Origin of the sequence: Nocardia sp. NPDC050412, assembly GCF_044458825.1 — a bacterium.
Taxonomy (GTDB): domain Bacteria; phylum Actinomycetota; class Actinomycetes; order Mycobacteriales; family Mycobacteriaceae; genus Nocardia.
This window is the reverse complement of the sequence record NZ_JBITIJ010000011.1, coordinates 70,392-87,833: the sequence shown is the minus strand read 5'-3', so window position 1 is coordinate 87,833 and position 17,442 is coordinate 70,392. Positions and strand designations below refer to the sequence as shown.

Here is a 17,442-nt window from a genome sequence, read left to right as displayed (position 1 = left end):
CAGCAGGTGCCGACCGCGGCCGCGACTGTGTATCGCCGCACGTCGACCGCCTACCGCGGATGGACGTCATCGGCCCACTGTGCGAGTGCTCGGTATAGCCAGTCGAGAGCCGCTCCGGCGGTGGTGGTTCCGGTGATCTCGGTGGTTAGTTTCCAGTAGCGATGGATGCGCGGGTCGTTGTCGGGGGCGTCGTCGAGGAGTCGGTAACGCAGTCGTGGGGTGTCGCGGTCGCGGCGGGCGGTGGCGTGCGCGTCGATGAACCGGTCGAGTTCGGGGCCGGTGTGCGGTTGTGTACCGAGCGAGTCCACGGCCGCGCATGCTTCGGCGACCCCGGTGACCAGTGCGAGTTTGTCGTGGATTCTGGTCGGATTCGTCCGCCAGAGTTGTCGTGACATCGCGGCGGTGCATGCGGGATCGGCGATGTGGGTGGTGAGTTCGGCGAAGGCGACGATGTGCTGGGGAGTCGGATCGTCGGGTAGGTGCGGGATGTTCATAGTGACGAATCCGTCGAACAGTGCCGGTGGGATCGGTGCGAGCAGTGTCCGCCAGAACGTCACCAGCGTGTCGTGCGCGCGGTGCCGATCATGTACGGACGCAAGCAGTTCCAACCGTCGGGCACGTTCGGCGGGTGGCGCTTCCTCGACGGCGCGTAGCGATGCGCGCCGCCAGGACAGCAGGCCGAGTTCGGTGTCGAGTGCGGCGCGTTCCGCGGCGATCGCATCGGCGGTGGTCAGGGTGCCGGTGAGAACTTCGATGATCGCCGACAAGCTCAGGCCGAGCATTCGCAGTCGACGCACCAGCAGCACCTGATCGACCGTGGTCAGTGGATCGAACAGCCGATGCCCGCCACCGCTGCGCCGCGATTGCAGAACCCCGTTATCGCAGTAGAAGCGCAGCGTGCGGACCGGTACGCCGGTGATTCGCGACAGCTCTCCGATACTCACGAGGCCGCCGCGGTGTGTGTTCTCGGTCACATTCGCTGGAACCTCCACCTCGGTGGAGTTCCTACCCTACTGGAACGTCAACCGGGACAAGGAGTTACGCGAATGACCGAGGACACGATGATGAGCGCCGACCAGATCTGGCGGGCTGTCGCCGCCGAGCGAGCCGGTCTGGTCGAGCTATTGGAGCCGCTGTCGGAAGCCGACTGGGACCGTCCTTCGCTGTGCGATGGCTGGCGCGTGCGCGATGTCGTCGCGCATGTGGTGTTGTCGGCCCGCGCCTCCATCGGTTGGATCCTGATCAATGTGATCCGCGCCCGCGGCAGCCTGGACCGGGCGATTCGCGATACCGCCATTCGCTACGCAGAGCGCGTCACGACCCAGCAACTGCTCGGCGAGTTGCGCGACAGCATCGACGCACGGGTCACGGCGATCGGCACGACACCTGCCGATCGCCTGATGGACCTACTGGTGCACGGCCAGGACATCGCGGTCCCACTCGGCATCGCCCATGACATGCCGGTGGCCGCCGCGCGATTGGCAATCAACCGAATATGGACGATGGGCGCCCCATTCCGCGCCCGCAAGAAATTCACCGGCTACCGCCTCGTCGCAACCGACACCGACTGGTCCGCCGGTGCCGGATCGACTATCACCGGCCCGGTCACCGCCCTGCTCCTGATCACAACCGGCCGCCAGCACGCCTGGCACCAACTCAGCGGTGCCGGAGCCTCGCTATATGCGCAACGTGAGCGACGGTAGTGACGGCCACCTCGATCGGACCGATCGGGCGGATAGCATCGGCGTCGCGCTCGATCCGAGTGTGTACGGCGGGTGGGAATTCGGGGTTGTCCATGATGGGCACCGGCCGGCTCCTGGGTGCGGCGACCGGCCTGTCGACACTGCCTCGGCAGGTGCGCAGGCGTCCAGGTGATAGTCCGCCCCGCAAACCGGGTTCGGGCGACATCGAGGGCGTGACCTCGCTCATGTAAACGCGAAATTTCTTGCTGGGAATTGACTGGCAATGTCGCGAGAGGTTGCCGAGAGTATCGCGCAGCTGATTGTGGACAACCTTTGGGCGGCAGTAGCTTTCGATTGCTGATCGTTGCTCTACGAAAGGTCGAACCGATGATTCTGCTCTCCCTCTTGGCCGCGACCGGAAGTGCTGCCGCTGCATGGGCTACCGGAAGTGCCGCCATGGGACTGGGAAATAGCGGCATTCTGCAGTAAGCCAAAGGATCGGGCGGGACGACATGGGTGCCGTCCCGCCCGATTCCTATTGAGCGGTGGAGCGGAAGCCGCGCAGGCGCAGGCTGTTGCTGACCACGAAGACCGAAGAGAACGCCATTGCGGCGCCCGCGAGCATCGGGTTCAGCAGTCCGGCCATGGCGAGCGGAATCGCCGCGACGTTGTAGGCGAAGGCCCAGAACAGATTGCCCTTGATGGTGCCGAGGGTCCTGCGGGACAGCCGGATCGCATCGGCGGCCGCGCGCAGGTCACCGCGGACCAGGGTCAGGTCGCTGGCCTCGATGGCGACATCGGTTCCGGTGCCCATCGCCAGACCGAGGTCGGCCTGGGCCAGCGCCGCGGCATCGTTGACGCCGTCGCCGACCATCGCCACCACCTTGCCTTCGGCCTGCAGCCGCTTGACGGTGTCGACCTTGTCGGCGGGCAGCACCTCCGCGATCACCTCATCGATACCGACCTGTGCCGCAATGGCTTTCGCGGCGGCGGTGTTATCGCCGGTCAGCATGATCGGGGTGAGACCGAGCGCCTTCAGCTGCGAGATCGCTTCGGCGGAAGTGGGTTTCACCGCATCCGCGACCACGAGCACGCCGCGTGCTCTACCGTCCCAACCCACCGCGACGGCGGTCTTGCCATCGTTTTCCGCTGTCTGCATGGCCCGCTCCAGGTCGGCGTCCAGCTGCTGCGACCAGTCCGCGAGCAGCCTTGCGCGCCCGACGACTACCGCATGGCCGTCCACCACACCCTGCACGCCGAGCCCCTCGACATTCGCGAAATCCTCGACCTGCCGCAGCGTGCCGACCTTATCCCGCGCACCCTTGGCAATCGCCTGGGCAATCGGGTGTTCCGATGAATCCTCCAGCGCTCCGGCCAGTGCCAGCACCTCGGCGGTGTCCTCGCCCGCGGCGGCAATGACATCGAGCAGGGTCATCTTGCCGGTGGTGACGGTGCCGGTCTTGTCGAGCACCACGGTATCCACCCGACGCGTCGATTCCAGCACCTCCGGCCCCTTGATCAGAATGCCGAGCTGCGCACCGCGACCGGTGCCGACCAGCAGCGCTGTCGGCGTGGCCAGTCCGAGCGCGCACGGGCAGGCGATGATCAGCACTGCGACCGCGGCGGTGAAGGCCGCGGCGACCGATCCGCCGGTGCCCAACCAGAATCCGAGGGTCGCTGCCGACAGCGCGATCACGATCGGCACGAAGATCCCGGAGATCCGGTCGGCCAACCGCTGTGCCTGCGCCTTACCGGTTTGCGCGTCCTCGACCAGTTTCGCCATCTGAGCCAGCTGGGTATCAGCACCGATTCGATTGGCGCGCACCACGATCCGCCCGCCGACATTGACCGTCGCGCCGACCACCGCGTCCTCGGGACCGACCTCCACCGGCACTGATTCCCCGGTGAGCATCGAGGCGTCGACCGCGGAGGAACCCTCGATGACCACACCATCGGTGGCGATCTTCTCGCCGGGCCGCACCACGAAGGTGTCGCCAACGCTCAACTGCTCGACCGGAATCCGCTGTTCAACGCCACCGCGCAGCACCGAGACTTCCTTCGCGCCGAGCTCGAGCAGCGCCCGCAGCGCCGCCCCGGCCCGCCGCTTGGAGCGCGCCTCGAAGTAGCGTCCGGCCAGGATGAAGGTCGTGACGCCCGCCGCGGCCTCCAGGTAGATGCTGCCGGTGCCGTCCATCCGCGCAATGGTCAACTCGAACGGATGCTTCATACCTGGCATACCGGCCGTGCCCCAGAACAGCGCATACAGCGACCAGCCGAATGCCGCGAGCGTGCCCATCGACACCAGGGTGTCCATGGTGGCGGTGCCGTGGCGCAGGTTGGCCCACGCGGCCCGGTGGAAGGGCAGTGCACCCCACACCACGACCGGCGCGGCCATCGTCAGCGAAAGCCACTGCCAGTTGTCGAACTGCAGCGCGGGCACCATGGCCAGCGCGATGACCGGAACCGTCAGCAGCAGCGAAACCAGCAGTCGGGTTCGCAATGCCGCCGTCGGATCGTCGTCGTCGGCGGTTTCCGCGGGTTCCTCGATCTGCGGCAGCGCGGCGGTGTAACCGGCCTGCTCGACGGTGGCGATCAGCTGCTCCGGTGAGATGTCACCGCTGAAATCGACCCGCGCCTTCTCGGTCGCATAGTTGACCGTCGCGGTGACGCCGTCGAGCTTGTTCAGCTTCTTCTCGATGCGATTGGCGCAGGAGGCGCAGGTCATGCCACCGATCACCAATTCGACCTGTCCGGCGGATGGTTGTGTCGCGGTGGTCATCGTGTGCTCCGTTCTGTGCGACTCAGGGTAGTGATCAGTGGCCGTGGCCGGCAGGTTCCGCCGCGGGGACGGGTGCGGAACCGGCGACCGAAAGGGTGAATGCGGCGGTGCGAACCACGCCTTCGTGCTGGAAGTCGAGGAAGAGTCGGTAATCGCCCGTGCTCGGGGCGTCGACGTAGAAGGTAATACCTGGTCCGGCCGGGGTCACACCGTCGCCGGGGTTGCCATCCGGATGGACGTGCAGGTAGGCGAGGTCGGTGGCGCGCAATGCCACGAGGTGACCGTAGGCGCCGAGGTAGGGCTGCAGATCGGTGACCGGTTTGCCATTGCGGCTGACCGAGAGCACGACCTTTGATGCCTGGCCCGGGGTGACCGTGCCGTTCATCGCGACGGTGTACGCACCGACCTGCGCGGTAGCCGACGGCGCGGGCAGTGCCTGCGCGTCGTAGTTGCCCGCGACCCGCAGATCGGCCCCGAGCGTCAGATTCTTACCGCCCTCGGGTGTGAAGTCGGCGAAAACGCGATAATCGCCGGCCCGGGTGAGGTCAAGCGGAACGCTCCAGGTTCCGGCTTGGTCTAGTACCGGATGCACGTGCTGGAATGCGGCCATATCGCGGCGGACCACGATGAGGTGCAGATCCTTGTCGTGGCTGCGGACGTAGCTGGTGACGGGTGCGCCGTCGCGATTCAGGATGCGAAACCGCAGCGCGAAATTCGCCGCCGCGGTGGTCTGCGGGGTATCCAAGCGCAAGGTGTAGCCGTTTTCGCTGGCCATGAGCCCCGCGGGCAGCTCATCGGACTCGCCCATGTCCGCATGTCCCTGCGAGTCGTGCGCGGACTCGGTGGATTCCGGCCCGAGCGTGGCACCGACGGCCAGTGCGATCCCGAAGACCGCCGCGAGACCGAGGGTGAAGCCGGTGAACTTGGTTGCTGCGTTCATCAGGAGACTCCGTTCGGATTATTCGGCGGGCCGTCCCGTCGAACTCGGCTCTACCATACCCCCCTAGGGTACATTGTCAAGCCGGTACGGGGTGAGGGTATGTGGACGATATGACGAGAGCCCGGCTCGGTAATTGACCGGGCCGGGCTCTCGGCTATCGCTGTTCAGGCTTCGGGACGGTAGGCGACCAGAGCCACCGCGGGCGCGGAAACCACCTGCACCTCGGCCGACTCCGCGACCTTGACGTGCAGGAATCCGCCTTCTATCGATATCTCGACATCATCGATCGCGCGCACCGGCTGTCCATCCCGGTCGAGCAGTGAATATCCGTCGACCAGAGCAACTTTGGTGGCCTTACGCCATTTCGCGGTCATCGTGTTGCCTTTCGTGGGTTCGGCGGGAGGGAAGTCCAGTTCCGGCTGGGCGACGTGGTTGAAGTAGTTCGACAAGATATTCAGCGCGATGTGGCCGACCACCTCGCTCAACTCGGCATCGCTCACGCCGCGCTCGCGGGCCGAGTGGATGACGCGATCCTCGACGCGGCCGTGCGACCGCAGCACCTCGCGTGCGACCCGCAGCACCGCATCCGCGTGCGGATCATCGGCGTGCGCCTCGCGGGTGGCCGCGATGGCTTCCTCGGTGAAGCCCATCCGGCCCGCTCGCATGCTGTGCGCGGCAACGCAGTAATCGCAACCGTTTTCGCTCGCGACCAGCAGGGCGAGTTGCTCGCGGACGCGGGCGGAGAGCTTGCCGCGAGTCAGTGCGTCGCGCATGTTCAGGTATCCGCGCAGTGTCGCGGGACTGTTCGCCATGGCGGCGTAGAGATTCGGAACCCGGCCCAGTTGGCGCTGCACCTCGCTGAGCAGGTCGGCCTGCTCGGCGTCGGCAGTTTCGGTCGATACAAGCGGTAGCCGAGACATCGTGACTCCAAACTCGAACGTGATGGTACTGATCGGTACCGAACTAGAACGGTACTGATTGGTTCCGAAATGGTCAAGACGGTACTGCTCAGTTCCGTTCTGCTACGGTGAGTGCATGGCAACACAGGCCAAGCAGCGACTGCTCACCACCGCCGAAGAGCTCTTCTACGCCGAGGGCATCCGGGCGGTCGGGATCGACCGCCTGCTCCAGGAGTCCGGCGTCGGCCGCGCCTCCTTCTACCGCCACTTCGCGAGCAAGGACGACCTGGTTGTCGCGGTGCTCGAGGAACGCGATCTGCGCTGGCTGGAATGGCTGAAGGACTCGGTCGAGGCAAATGCGAACGATCCGGTCGACCGCCCCCTGGCCGTTTTCGACGCACTCTCACAACGCTTCGCCCGCAAGGACTTCCGCGGCTGCGCCTTCATCAACACCATGGTCGAAGTGGCCGATCCGACCTCCGCCGCCCACCGGGCCGCTGACCGGCACAAACGCCGTGTCATCGACTACCTCACCGAATTACTCACCGCCGCGGGCCGCTGCGACGCTCCCGAGCTGGCGGCCGAGTTCGCTCTCCTCGTCGACGGTGCGATCGTCACATCCGTTCGCGAGGCGAGTCCGGCCGCCGCCGACCGCGCCCGAGCCATTGCCCAACGTCTGCTCGCGGCGAACTGAGTCGGCGAATAACGATCTCGCCTGACCGAACGACGGCGAGAAGGCCGGAATCGCCACGCTCACCGTCGATCTGGTTTTCCGCAGCACGCGGACTTCAGGCCGAGTGCAGGTGGCGGGCTGTCGGGGAAGTTTCCGTGGTCGCCGGATCGGGATAGGTGCCGAGTAGACGGTCGGCGGTGCCGGAGGTGGTCACGGTGAACCAGTAGTGCTCATTCTTGTAGTGGTGGTGGCGGTGATTGCGCCAAACCGCCCGGTAGAGCGAGCCTTTCGGCTTGTAGTCGGTGTGGATCAGGTAGTGCGTCCACTCGTAGGCAAGGCCGAGGACGGTGATCATCAGCAGGAACGTCAAGCCCGAGCCGAGCCGGGGGAAGGCCAGGACCACGATCGCGCTGAGGACCACCACCAGTACCGAAAGCGTCTTGGTCGGAATGAAGATCAGCGGGATATTGCGCGGATCCACGTGGTGCTCACGATGTTTGCGCGCCAGTTCACTATCGATCGGAATCGGGCCGAGTTGCTTCGGGCGCCAATGCAATACCGTGACGTGCACGATCCATTCGAGGACCGGGAAAACCGCGAGCATGACCACGGGCACCAGCGCATCGGTCAATTGCCAGTCGCCCACAATGATTCGGGCGACCAGCGCCGCTACCAGGGTGGTGCCGATCAGCCAGGGCGAGGGGTGCCGAATGAATTCGCGGAAGGCGGCGGCCAGGGTTAGGCCGCGGCGCAGCGGCCGTCCGTCCTGATGGGCTTCATTCTTGCTGGATGACTGTGGTTTCGTCATGGTCGTTCCTCGGTGGAGCTGGTCGGTGCCGTGGCGCACCGAGCGAAGGGTGTTCCGAACCGCTGAGGGCGATCCGGATTGCCGCCGCCGCACGGCAACGTCGGCGGTAGATGCGGTCAGCGCCCTCCCAATACTTCGATCAGGGCGGTGGTCGCCGGTTCGAGTAGTGCCCGGGCTGTGGTGGCGGCCTGTTCTGGCCGACCCGCCACGATGGCGGCGGCCAATTCGCGATAGGCGTCGACGTTGCCGACCTCGGCGGACATGATCGGGGCCAGCGCCGCGAGCGCGGGTTCATAGGCGGCGCGCAACATGTTGAACATCAGCCGGAAGACGATGGAATCGGCAGCGTCGACAATGTGATCCCAGAACTCCATCGCATGGCGCTGCTGTGCGATCGGATCCTGTTCGGCGGCGAGGGCTTCGACGGTGCGATGCAATTCGTCGCGGACGGCTTCCGGGTCGGTCTGTGCCAGTCGGGCTGCCGCTAGTTCGGCCACCTTGGGTCCGTTGTGCAGCCGCGCCTCCAGAATGCTGCGCGCGACCTTCGGTTCCAGCTCACCGGCCTGAACCAGCAACCGCGGTAGCACCTCGAGCCCGGCCCCGCGCCGGTAATCCAGCACGGTCGTCGCGTCTCCCTGCCGCACCGCTACCAGTCCGGCCGCCGCGAGCCGTTGTAGTGCCTCGCGCACCGCGGGCCGCGAAACACCTAATGCCTGCGTCAACTGCCGTTCACTGGGCAGTGTCGCGCCGGGTGCCAGCTCGCCACTGAGCACATCCGCCGCGATCTGCTCGAATACATCTCCCGATACCGACCGCTTGACCACAGGTTGCAACGCCATACCGCAAACTCTCCGCCGAAAAGGTCAGAAGGTCAAGTGGTCATACCAGTTGACTCGACGCGCGCCGGGCCACGACTGGTGCGGTCGGCTGACGGACTTCCTGGCAACAAATCCCTGCGTACCGTCAGCTCGGGTCAGAGCCGCGAATGGCGGCGAGCCAGATGGCGGTGGCGGCGGCTACCGAGGTGGCAGCGAGGAAGGCAATGAAGCCTCCTGCGGATATGTAGACCCACATGAGGGCTACGAAGGGGGCGGCGACGGTGGATTGGGCGTCGAGCAGTAGCCGGCGACGAACCCGAGCCGAGTCGCTGGCGAGGATCGGAGCATCGGGATCGGGACGGGATGGGTTGTCGATCAGGCGGCCGGGCGGTTCGGAGCTGCGAGCCTTTCCGGATGGGTAGAAGTGCAGGTTGGTGCTATCGACGGATCGGTCGGTCACCTCGGCTTCGGACTCGGTCATGCCGAGCATCGTCGAGTCGAAAAATACCGGCAGCCAGCGAGTTCGATAGTTCTCGGTGATCTCGAGCCAGCTACGGCTGACGAGCCGATGCTGCTGTCGCACTCGCTTGATCTCCACGGTGCGCGCGGCATCGCTACGGGCGCTGCTGCGGCCTGCCGCCTCGCGATCCGCGCTGCTACTACCTGAGCTTCCGGTGCCGCAGTCTGTGCAGCTGCCGGCATCGAGGTGTGAGCCGCCATCGCCATCGCCATCGCCGCGAGATGAATCCGTTCGGCGTGGACCGATGTCCGCCAATCCATTCGGCAGCATGCCCAACGCCGTAGCGAGCTGAAAACCCGTATAGCCCAAAATGCCCAGCGCAACCGTCGCCAATGCCGCAACTTGGTCCAAGTCGCCGAACGGCGCCCAGGCCAGACAAACAACCAGAGCGCCGATCGTCACGGAGACCGGATAGGCCAGCGGGTGGCCCGGCCCGAATTTCACTTCAGGAAGCCGACTTTGGTGTAGTCGGGCGAGGCGAGGCCGAAGGCGCCGTAGTTGGCGAGGTTATCGCGCACCGCGTAGGTGCCCGAGGCCTGCTGCAGTGGCACCGAATAGCCCTCGGCGAAGATCATCTGATCGCATTTGTTCGCCAAGTCGATGGCCTTCGCCGGATCGAGTTCGGCAATGGTCTGTTCGATCAGCGCGTTCAGTTCCGGGGAGCCGATGCGAGCCTTATTGCCCATCAGATTCGCCGGATCGTAGGCGTAGATCTGCGGCAGCGCACCCAAGGGGAGAACGCTACCGCCCCAGCTGAACTGGGCGATATCGAAGTTGCCCGGATCGATCACATTCTTGAACAAACCGCTGCCGGGGACGGTTTGGATGGTCATCTTCACCCCGACCCGCGCCAGGTTCTGCTGCACGATCTGCGCGGTCTGCACCCAGGCTTCCTGCTGGTACATCACATCGCGCAATTCGAGTTTGCGGCCGTCCTTTTCGCGAACGTCGCCATTGAGCTTCCAGCCGAGCGCGTCGAGCATTCGCGCCGCCTCATCCGGATCGAAGGCGATGGGGGCCGAATTGTCCTGGTAGCCCTTCTGGCCCTTCATGTAGATGTGGTTGTTCAGCGGCGTCGGGTTGTCGACGACACCGTTCTGGGCGGCGCTCACCAGCGCCTGCCGATCGATCGCCTTCGAAACGGCAATCCGCAGTTGCGGATCCGACAGCAGCCCGCCGGGTGCGCCGTTGAAGGTCAGATGCGACCAACTCGGCTCGGGGGTACGCCGGATGACCACATTCTTCGAATTCCGCGCACCGGTCACATTCTCGATCCCGGACATGTACGCGTAGTCGATCTCGTTGTTCTGGATACCGGGCAGCACCGCGGAATCGTCGAGCACGCTCAGCGTGATGGTGTCCAGCTTCGGCGTATCGCCCCACCATTTCGGATTGCGCCCCAGGGTGATCCGGTTCTGCGCGCGATCGATGGAGGTAACGACGAACGGCCCGGAACTGACCGGCAGTCCGTCGCGGTCGAGATTGCTGAATGCCTCCGGATTCGCGGTGACCGCCTTGGGGTACAGCGGTGAGAACTGCCCCTGCCATTCGGCGTACGGCTTATCGAAAGTGACGATCGCCTGCAGATCGTCGACGCCGCGCTCGACCTTCCCGACCCGGTCGAATCCACTCGATGACGAGATGAGGAAACCGGGATCCTTACCGCTGAGCGCGGCCGCCTCCGATCGCAGGTCCTCCCAGGTGATCGGGCTGCCATCGGACCATACGGCCTTCGGGTTGATCGTATAGGTGACCTGCTGGGGGTTGGTATTGGTCAGCTTGATATCGGTGAAGTAATTGTGGTCGACCGTCAGCTCACCCGCCGCGTTGCTGATCCACGGCGACGGCAGCGTCGGATTGATAGCGGAGGCAGTGCTTTCGGTATTGCCGTCGACGTGCAGGTAGTTGAACGACTCGGGGAACGAGCTCAGTGCCAGCCGAAGATTGCCGCCGTCGCGCAGTTCGCCGCGATCCTTCGGATTGATGTCATTGGTGCTGCCGATATCCACCGTGCCCGGGGTGATGCTGTTGTCGGAACAACCGGTCGCGATCAGGCCGAGCGCGACAACCGGCACTGCCACCGCGGTTGCGAATCTCATTTCTCGAACCCGACTTTCGTGTAATCCGCCGACGCGAGGCCGAAGGCGCCGTAATTGGCCAGCCCCTCGCGCACCGCGACGGTGCCCGCGGATTGCACGATGGGCAGCGAGAAGCCCTCCTCGAAGATCATCTTGTCGCATTCGTTCGCCAACTCGATGGCCTTATCGGGATCGAGTTCGGCGATTGTCCGCTCGATCAGCGCATTGAGTTCGGGCGAGCCGATCTTGCCCTTATTGCTCAACGTATTCGCCGGGTCGAAGGCGTAGATCTGCGGCAGCGCACCGAGCGGGAGAATGCCACCGCTCCAGGTGAACTGGACGATGTCGAAGTTGCCCGGATCGACCACATCGGTGAAAAGTCCATTGCCCGGGTAGGTCTGGATGACCAGCTTGACGCCGATCTTGGCCAGATTCTGCTGAGCGATCTGGGCCATCTGCACCCAGCTCTCCTGCTGGTACATCACATCGCGGATTTCCAACTTGCGGCCGTCCTTTTCGCGGACGTCACCGTTGAGCTTCCACCCCAGGTCATCGAGTTCTTTGGCGGCTTGGTCGGGGTTGTAGGCCACCGCTGCCGCATTGTCCTGGTAGCCCTTCTGACCGACCATGAAGATGTGGTTGTCGAGCGGCTTGGGATCGACCACGACGCCCTGTTGGGATGAGGTCGCGATGGCCTGCCGATCGATACCCTTCGAAATGGCGACGCGCAGCTTCGGATCCGCGAGGATCGAGCCGGGCGCGCCATTGAAGGTGAAGTGCGAGAACCGCGGCGCGGGCGCGCGGCGCACCTTGATACCGGGCGCGTTCGAGGCGGTCTTGACCTCATCGATGCCCGAGACCGACGCCGAATCCAGTTCGTTGTTCTGCAGCGCGTTCAGCCGGGCCGAGTAGTCGAGCACGCTGTAGGTGACCGTATCCAGCTTCGGCGTATCGCCCCACCATTTCGGATTGCGGCTCAATACGATTCGCTGCTGCGCCTTATCGATCGAGGTGATCGTGAACGGCCCCGCCGAAACCGGCAGACCGTTGCGGTTGACGTCGTCGAAGGCCTGCGGGGTCGCGGTCGAGGCCTTGGGGTAGACCGTGCTGAAGATGCCCTGCCATTCCGCATAGTGCTGGGCCATGGTGACGATCGCCTGCCGGTCGTCGACACCGCGTTCGACCGTGCCGATCTGGGCGTAACCCTGGGTCGCCGCCACCTGGAAAGCTGGGTTGCGCCCACTGAGCGCTTCGGCCTGAGATTTCAGATCTTCCCAGGTGATCGGCGTCCCATCGGTCCAGACCGCCTTGGGATTGATCGTGTAGACAATGGTCTGCGGATTCGTATTGGTGAGTTTGATCTCGGTGAAATAGTTGGTGTCGGTGGTGATACTGCCCGCCGCATCGGATTTGACCGAACCCGGCAACGCCCACCCCACCAGATCGGAAACCTCACCGTCGGAGTCGACGTGGGATGCATTGAAGGTCGCCGGGAAGTTCGTCAGCGCCAGCCGCAGATTCCCGCCCTCGCGCAGTTCGCCGGCGTCCTTCGGATTGATGTCATTGGCCGTGCCGATCGAGCTGGAACCCGCCGTCACGTCATCGCCCGACCCGCACCCGGACAGAATCAGCGCGATGGCGACGGCGGGCGCCGCGATCCGAATTCCCACCCGGCGCTGCCGGGCGATGCGTGCTGTTGTCATTTCACGAATCCGATCTTGGTGTAGTCGTAGGACGCGAGGCCGGGGGAACCGATATTGGCGAGATTCGCGCGGACGCCGAAGCTGCCGTCGCTCTGCATCAGTGGCAGCGAATGACCCTCCTCGAAAACCTTGCGATCCACCTCGTTGGCCAGCTCGAGCGCCTTCGCCGGATCCAGTTCCGAGAGGGTGCGATCGATCAGGGCATTGAGTTCCGGCGAGCCGACGCGGGCGTAATTGCCCTGCAAATCGTTCGGGTCGTAGTAGTACGCCTGTCGAATACTGGCGAACGCGAACGCATCACCCACCCAGATGAACTGAGCGGCATCGAAATCACCGGGCTGGATGACATCGGTGAAGTAGCCCGCCCCCGGCTTGGTGTCGATGGTCAGTCCCACGCCGATTTCGGCGAGGTTCTGCTGGATGATCTGGGCGACCTGCACCCAGGTCGGATCGTTGTACATGACATCGCGGATGACGAGCCTGCGCCCGTCCTTCTCGCGCACATCGCCGTTGAGCTTCCACCCCGCCTCGTCGAGTTCGCGCGCCGCGGCGGTCGGATCGAAGCCGAGACTATTGTCCTGATAGCCCGCCTGACCCTGCAGGAAGATGTGATTGTTCAGCGGCTTCGGATTCTCCACCAGCCCGTTCTGAATCGCGGTGACGATCGCCTGCCGATCGATGGCCTTCGAAATGGCAACGCGCACCTTGGCATCGGACAGGATAGACCCCGGCGCGCCATTGAAGGTGATGTGGCGCCAGCGATTACCGGGCGCGCGGCGCACCACCAGGCCGCCGGTATTGCGCACCGTCTGGACGTCGTCGACCGTGGTCAATTGCACCAGGTCGAGTTCGTTGTTCTGTAGCGCCGTCGTCCAGGCCGTGTGGTCGAGCACGCTGTAGGTGATGGTGTCGAGTTTGGGTTCGGCGCCCCACCATTTCGGGTTGTGGCCGAGCACGATTCGGCCCTGCGACCGGTCGGTGGCGACGACCTGGAACGGTCCGGCGCTGGGCCCCATCGCATCGGCCAGGCTGTTGTTGAACGAATCCGGTTCGGTGGTCACGGATTTCGGGAACAGCGAGGCATTACCCGCGAATTGACCGCGCCATTCGGCGTAGGGATGGCTGAAGGTCAGGACGGCCTGGCGATCGTCGACGCCGCGCTCCACCTTGTCCACGAATTCGAAACCGTTGGTGATGGCGATCAGGAACCGCTTGTCCCTACCGCTGAGCGCATTGGCCTCGGATTTGATGTCTTCCCAGGTGATCGGATTGCCGTCGGACCAGACCGCCTTCGGGTTGATGGTGTAGGTGACCTGCTGCGGGTTGGTGTTGGTCAGCGCGACATCGGTGAAATAGTCATTGTTGATGGACAATTCGCCCGCCGCGTCCGTGTCGAACGCGCGCGGCATCAGCGGCCGTTCGATATCGGCTATCTCGCCGTCGTTACCGTCATTGGACAGGGTGTTCCAGTTGGCCGGATACGACGTGGTAGCCAGCCGCAGATTCCCACCGTCGCGGACCTCGTCGACGCTCTTTGGATTGATGTCATTGGTGGTGCCGAGCGTATCCGACAGCCCCGCCGTCGAATCGCCGCCCGAACCACAACCCGCCGCGATCAGAACCAGTGCGACAACCGGTGCCGCCCATTTGGTTCGGGTTCTCGATCGCATCGCGCTCTCCCTCTATCGGCTGACGACCGGCACCGGGACCGCATCGATCAACGCCCGGGTGTATTCGTTGCTCGGGCGGTCGAAGATCTGTTCGGCGGGCCCGGCCTCGACGATCTTCCCGCGATACATCACCGCGATATCGTGGGCCAGATTGCGGACCACCGAAAGATCGTGCGAGACGAACAGGTAGGACAGACCGTGTTCGGTCTGCAGGTTGCGCAGCAGATTCAGCACGCCCGCCTGGATCGACACATCCAGTGACGACACCGGTTCGTCCAGCACGAGAATCTCCGGATCCAGGGCCAGCGCACGGGCAATGCTGATCCGTTGCTTCTGGCCACCGGAGAAGTCGGCCGGATAGCGGTCGGCGTGCTCGGGCCGCAGACCGACCTGTTCGAGCAATTGCGGTATCCGCTTGGCGATTTCGGTGCGGGGACGGCCATCGATGCGCATCGGTTCGGCGAGCACGTCGAAGATCGGCAGTCGCGGATCCAGTGCGGCCGTCGGATCCTGGAAGACGATCTGCATCTTCCGGCGAATCTCCCGCTTGCGCGCCTTGGTCAGGGTCGCGATATCGCTGCCCATGATCTCGATGGTGCCCGCTTGCGGTTTCACCAGGTCGAGAATCTGGGTGAGTGTGGTGGATTTTCCGGATCCGGATTCGCCGACCAGCGCCAATGTGCGCCCGGCGCGCACCTCGAAGCTGATGCCGTCGACGGCGCGGACCTCACCCTTGCGGCGCTTGAACACCACACCTGAGGTGATCGGGTAGGTCTTCACCAGATCCGAAACCCGCAGCACCACACGCTCATCGGTATCAGCTTCGGCGCTCGGCTCCGAAATCTCCTGGCGGTAGGCCTCGAAAAGATCAGCGGAGGTGACTTCGGCGGTGCGGATGCAGGCGGCTGAGTGGCCGGGTCCGGTCTTCTCCAACGGCGGCTCGGCCGCACGGCAGTCATCGATCGCGATGGGGCAGCGCGGTGCGAAGGAGCAACCCGGCGGCAGTGCGTGCATGGCCGGCGGTGCGCCGACGATCGGGATCAGCGGGCTGCGGGACGGACCGTCCATGCGCGGAATCGAGCCGAGCAGACCGACCGTATACGGCATCCGCGGTGCGGCGAAAAGCTCTGCCGCCGGTGCGGTTTCGACGATCTTTCCGGCATACATCACCGCGACCCGATCGGCGAGCGTGGCGGCGATGCCCATATCGTGGGTGATCATGATGACACCGGCGCCGGTGATATCGCGCGCCTTGCGCAGCAGATTCAGGATCTGCTTCTGCACCGTCACATCGAGTGCGGTGGTCGGCTCATCGCAGATGATCAGCGCGGGATCATTGGCAATGGCCATGGCGATGACCACCCGCTGGCGCATACCACCGGAGAACTCGTGCGGAAATGCCTTGGCGCGCAAGGCCGGTTCCGGAATACCGACCAGATCCAGCAGTTCAACGGCCCGTGCCGAGGCCTCTCGACTGGTCATATCCGTATGTGCCAGCAGCGCTTCGGCGACCTGATCGCCGACCCGATACACCGGCGTCAGCGCCGAGAGCGGGTCCTGGAACACCATGCTGATGGAACGTCCACGCAGCTTGGACAATTGGCGATCGCCGAGGCCGAGCAGTTCGCGCCCGCGCAGCCGGATGGAGCCGTTGATCCGCGCCTGCTCCGGCAGCAATCCGATCACCGCGAGCGAGGACACCGACTTACCGGATCCGGATTCGCCGACGATCGCGAGCACTTCACCATCGGAGACGGTGTAGTTCACCCCGCGTACCGCATCGATGCGGCCCTCTTCACTGGGGAAGGAGACCCGCAGATCGGAGACCTCCAACAGCGGTGCGGTGGAGTTCTTCTCGCTGGCGACTTTATCGCCCGTCATGCGGCTACCTTCTTTTCCGACCCAGCCTTCTTGCGCGAGCGAGCCCGTTTGGCACTGGGGTCGAATGCGTCACGCAACCCGTCACCGACCAGATTCGCCGAAAGCACGATGACGATCAGCAGTCCACCGGCGAACATGAACAGCCAGGGGAAGGTGAGCGCCGATGCGGTGCCCGACGCGATGAGCGTGCCGAGCGAGACATCCGGCGACTGCACACCGAATCCGAGGAAGCTCAAACCGGTTTCGGCCATGATCGAAGCGCCCACCGACAGTGTGGTGTCGATGATGAGGATCGAGGCGATATTCGGCAGGATATGGCTCAGGATCACCGTCCTGATCGGCGCGCCCATATACCGTGCGGCCTTGACGAATTCGCGTTCGCGCAGACTCATGGTCAGCCCGCGCACGATGCGCGCGCTGATCATCCAGCCGAAGACGCTCAGCAGCAGGATCAGCAGCAGGATGGACCCGCTGCCCTTGGTCTTCGGCGCGAAGAGCGCGACGATTATGAAGCTCGGGACCACGAGCAGCAGGTCGACCAGCCACATGATGGCCTTATCGGTGAAACCGCCGATGAGTCCGGCGATCGAACCGGTCAGCGCCGCGATGGTGGTGCTGATGAGGGCGACGCAGAAGCCGATGATCAGCGATTTCTGCATACCGCGCAGGGTTTGGGCGAGTACGTCGTGGCCGATGGCGTCGGTGCCGAAGGGATGCTTCGCAGAGGGCGGTTTACGCAGTGCCGTGCCGTCGAGTTCCTGATAGTCCCAGGTCCAGAAGTACGGCAGCACATAGGCGACCAGCACCAGGATCAGCAGCATGATCACGCCCGCGACGGCGGCCTTATTGCGCAGGAAGCGCCGCAGTACCAGCCTGCGCCGACCCGAGGCGGCAGCGGGCTCCGGCGCGCCCTGGACGATGATTTCGGCTTCCGTCATGACTGCGCCTCGCTAGCGCTCGGCTCCGTCACGCCGGACCGTGCTGTGTTGAT

Annotated in this window: 14 protein-coding genes; 2 read left to right on the top strand and 12 right to left on the bottom strand. The window is 64.5% G+C overall.

Annotation, left to right across the window (positions count from 1 at the left end; genetic code table 11):
• Window positions 1–50: 50 nt before the first annotated feature.
• Window positions 51–974 (bottom strand): MerR family transcriptional regulator, encoded by a 924-nt coding sequence (locus tag ACIBI6_RS28370; protein ID WP_396958374.1) that lies wholly within the window; start codon window positions 972–974, stop codon window positions 51–53.
• Window positions 975–1,046: 72 nt separating this feature from the next.
• On the opposite strand from ACIBI6_RS28370, the gene ACIBI6_RS28365 reads away from it, so the two are divergent.
• Complete coding sequence (locus ACIBI6_RS28365) at window positions 1,047–1,703, top strand: maleylpyruvate isomerase family mycothiol-dependent enzyme (protein ID WP_396958373.1); 657 nt, start codon at window positions 1,047–1,049, stop codon at window positions 1,701–1,703.
• 514 nt (window positions 1,704–2,217) lie between these two features.
• Here ACIBI6_RS28365 and ACIBI6_RS28360 read toward each other — a convergent pair.
• The 3 genes from ACIBI6_RS28360 to ACIBI6_RS28350 form a co-directional block, all read right to left on the bottom strand.
• Entirely contained in the window at window positions 2,218–4,461 is a 2,244-nt protein-coding gene (locus ACIBI6_RS28360) for a heavy metal translocating P-type ATPase (RefSeq protein ID WP_396958372.1), read from the bottom strand.
• Between the two features lie 34 nt (window positions 4,462–4,495).
• A complete protein-coding gene (locus ACIBI6_RS28355) occupies window positions 4,496–5,401 on the bottom strand; it encodes a hypothetical protein (protein ID WP_364349383.1) in 906 nt (301 codons plus the stop codon).
• Between the two features lie 164 nt (window positions 5,402–5,565).
• On the bottom strand, window positions 5,566–6,321 hold the full coding sequence (locus tag ACIBI6_RS28350; RefSeq protein ID WP_396958371.1) for a carboxymuconolactone decarboxylase family protein: 756 nt from the start codon (window positions 6,319–6,321) through the stop codon (window positions 5,566–5,568).
• A 115-nt stretch (window positions 6,322–6,436) separates the two neighbouring features.
• Here ACIBI6_RS28350 and ACIBI6_RS28345 point away from each other — a divergent pair, with 115 nt between their 5' ends.
• Entirely contained in the window at window positions 6,437–6,994 is a 558-nt protein-coding gene (locus ACIBI6_RS28345; protein WP_364349389.1) for a TetR/AcrR family transcriptional regulator, read from the top strand.
• A 94-nt stretch (window positions 6,995–7,088) separates the two neighbouring features.
• Here the strand turns inward: ACIBI6_RS28345 and ACIBI6_RS28340 are convergent, their stop codons facing one another.
• The 8 genes from ACIBI6_RS28340 to ACIBI6_RS28305 all read right to left on the bottom strand — a co-directional run bounded on the left by ACIBI6_RS28340 (window position 7,089) and on the right by ACIBI6_RS28305 (window position 17,389).
• The gene (locus ACIBI6_RS28340; protein WP_396958370.1) at window positions 7,089–7,781 is read right to left on the bottom strand and encodes a sterol desaturase family protein; all 693 of its coding nucleotides are present in this window, start codon (window positions 7,779–7,781) and stop codon (window positions 7,089–7,091) included.
• A gap of 116 nt (window positions 7,782–7,897) precedes the next feature.
• Window positions 7,898–8,620 carry a FadR/GntR family transcriptional regulator gene (locus tag ACIBI6_RS28335; RefSeq protein WP_396958369.1) on the bottom strand — a complete coding sequence of 241 codons (723 nt, stop codon included), beginning with the start codon at window positions 8,618–8,620 and terminating at the stop codon, window positions 7,898–7,900.
• Window positions 8,621–8,744: 124 nt separating this feature from the next.
• On the bottom strand, window positions 8,745–9,563 hold the full coding sequence (locus tag ACIBI6_RS28330; RefSeq protein WP_396958368.1) for a hypothetical protein: 819 nt from the start codon (window positions 9,561–9,563) through the stop codon (window positions 8,745–8,747).
• Window positions 9,560–11,218 (bottom strand): ABC transporter family substrate-binding protein, encoded by a 1,659-nt coding sequence (locus ACIBI6_RS28325; RefSeq protein WP_396958367.1) that lies wholly within the window; start codon window positions 11,216–11,218, stop codon window positions 9,560–9,562. The genes ACIBI6_RS28330 and ACIBI6_RS28325 overlap by 4 nt, the downstream gene beginning before the upstream one ends.
• Complete coding sequence (locus tag ACIBI6_RS28320) at window positions 11,215–12,900, bottom strand: ABC transporter family substrate-binding protein (protein WP_396958366.1); 1,686 nt, start codon at window positions 12,898–12,900, stop codon at window positions 11,215–11,217. Before ACIBI6_RS28320 ends, ACIBI6_RS28325 begins: the two co-directional genes overlap by 4 nt.
• Complete coding sequence (locus ACIBI6_RS28315) at window positions 12,897–14,570, bottom strand: ABC transporter family substrate-binding protein (RefSeq protein ID WP_396958365.1); 1,674 nt, start codon at window positions 14,568–14,570, stop codon at window positions 12,897–12,899. Before ACIBI6_RS28315 ends, ACIBI6_RS28320 begins: the two co-directional genes overlap by 4 nt.
• Window positions 14,571–14,582: 12 nt before the next feature.
• Entirely contained in the window at window positions 14,583–16,451 is a 1,869-nt protein-coding gene (locus ACIBI6_RS28310) for an ABC transporter ATP-binding protein (protein ID WP_364349410.1), read from the bottom strand.
• Window positions 16,448–17,389, bottom strand: coding sequence for an ABC transporter permease (locus tag ACIBI6_RS28305; RefSeq protein WP_396958364.1), 942 nt, complete (start codon window positions 17,387–17,389; stop codon window positions 16,448–16,450). Before ACIBI6_RS28305 ends, ACIBI6_RS28310 begins: the two co-directional genes overlap by 4 nt.
• Window positions 17,390–17,442 lie beyond the last annotated feature (53 nt).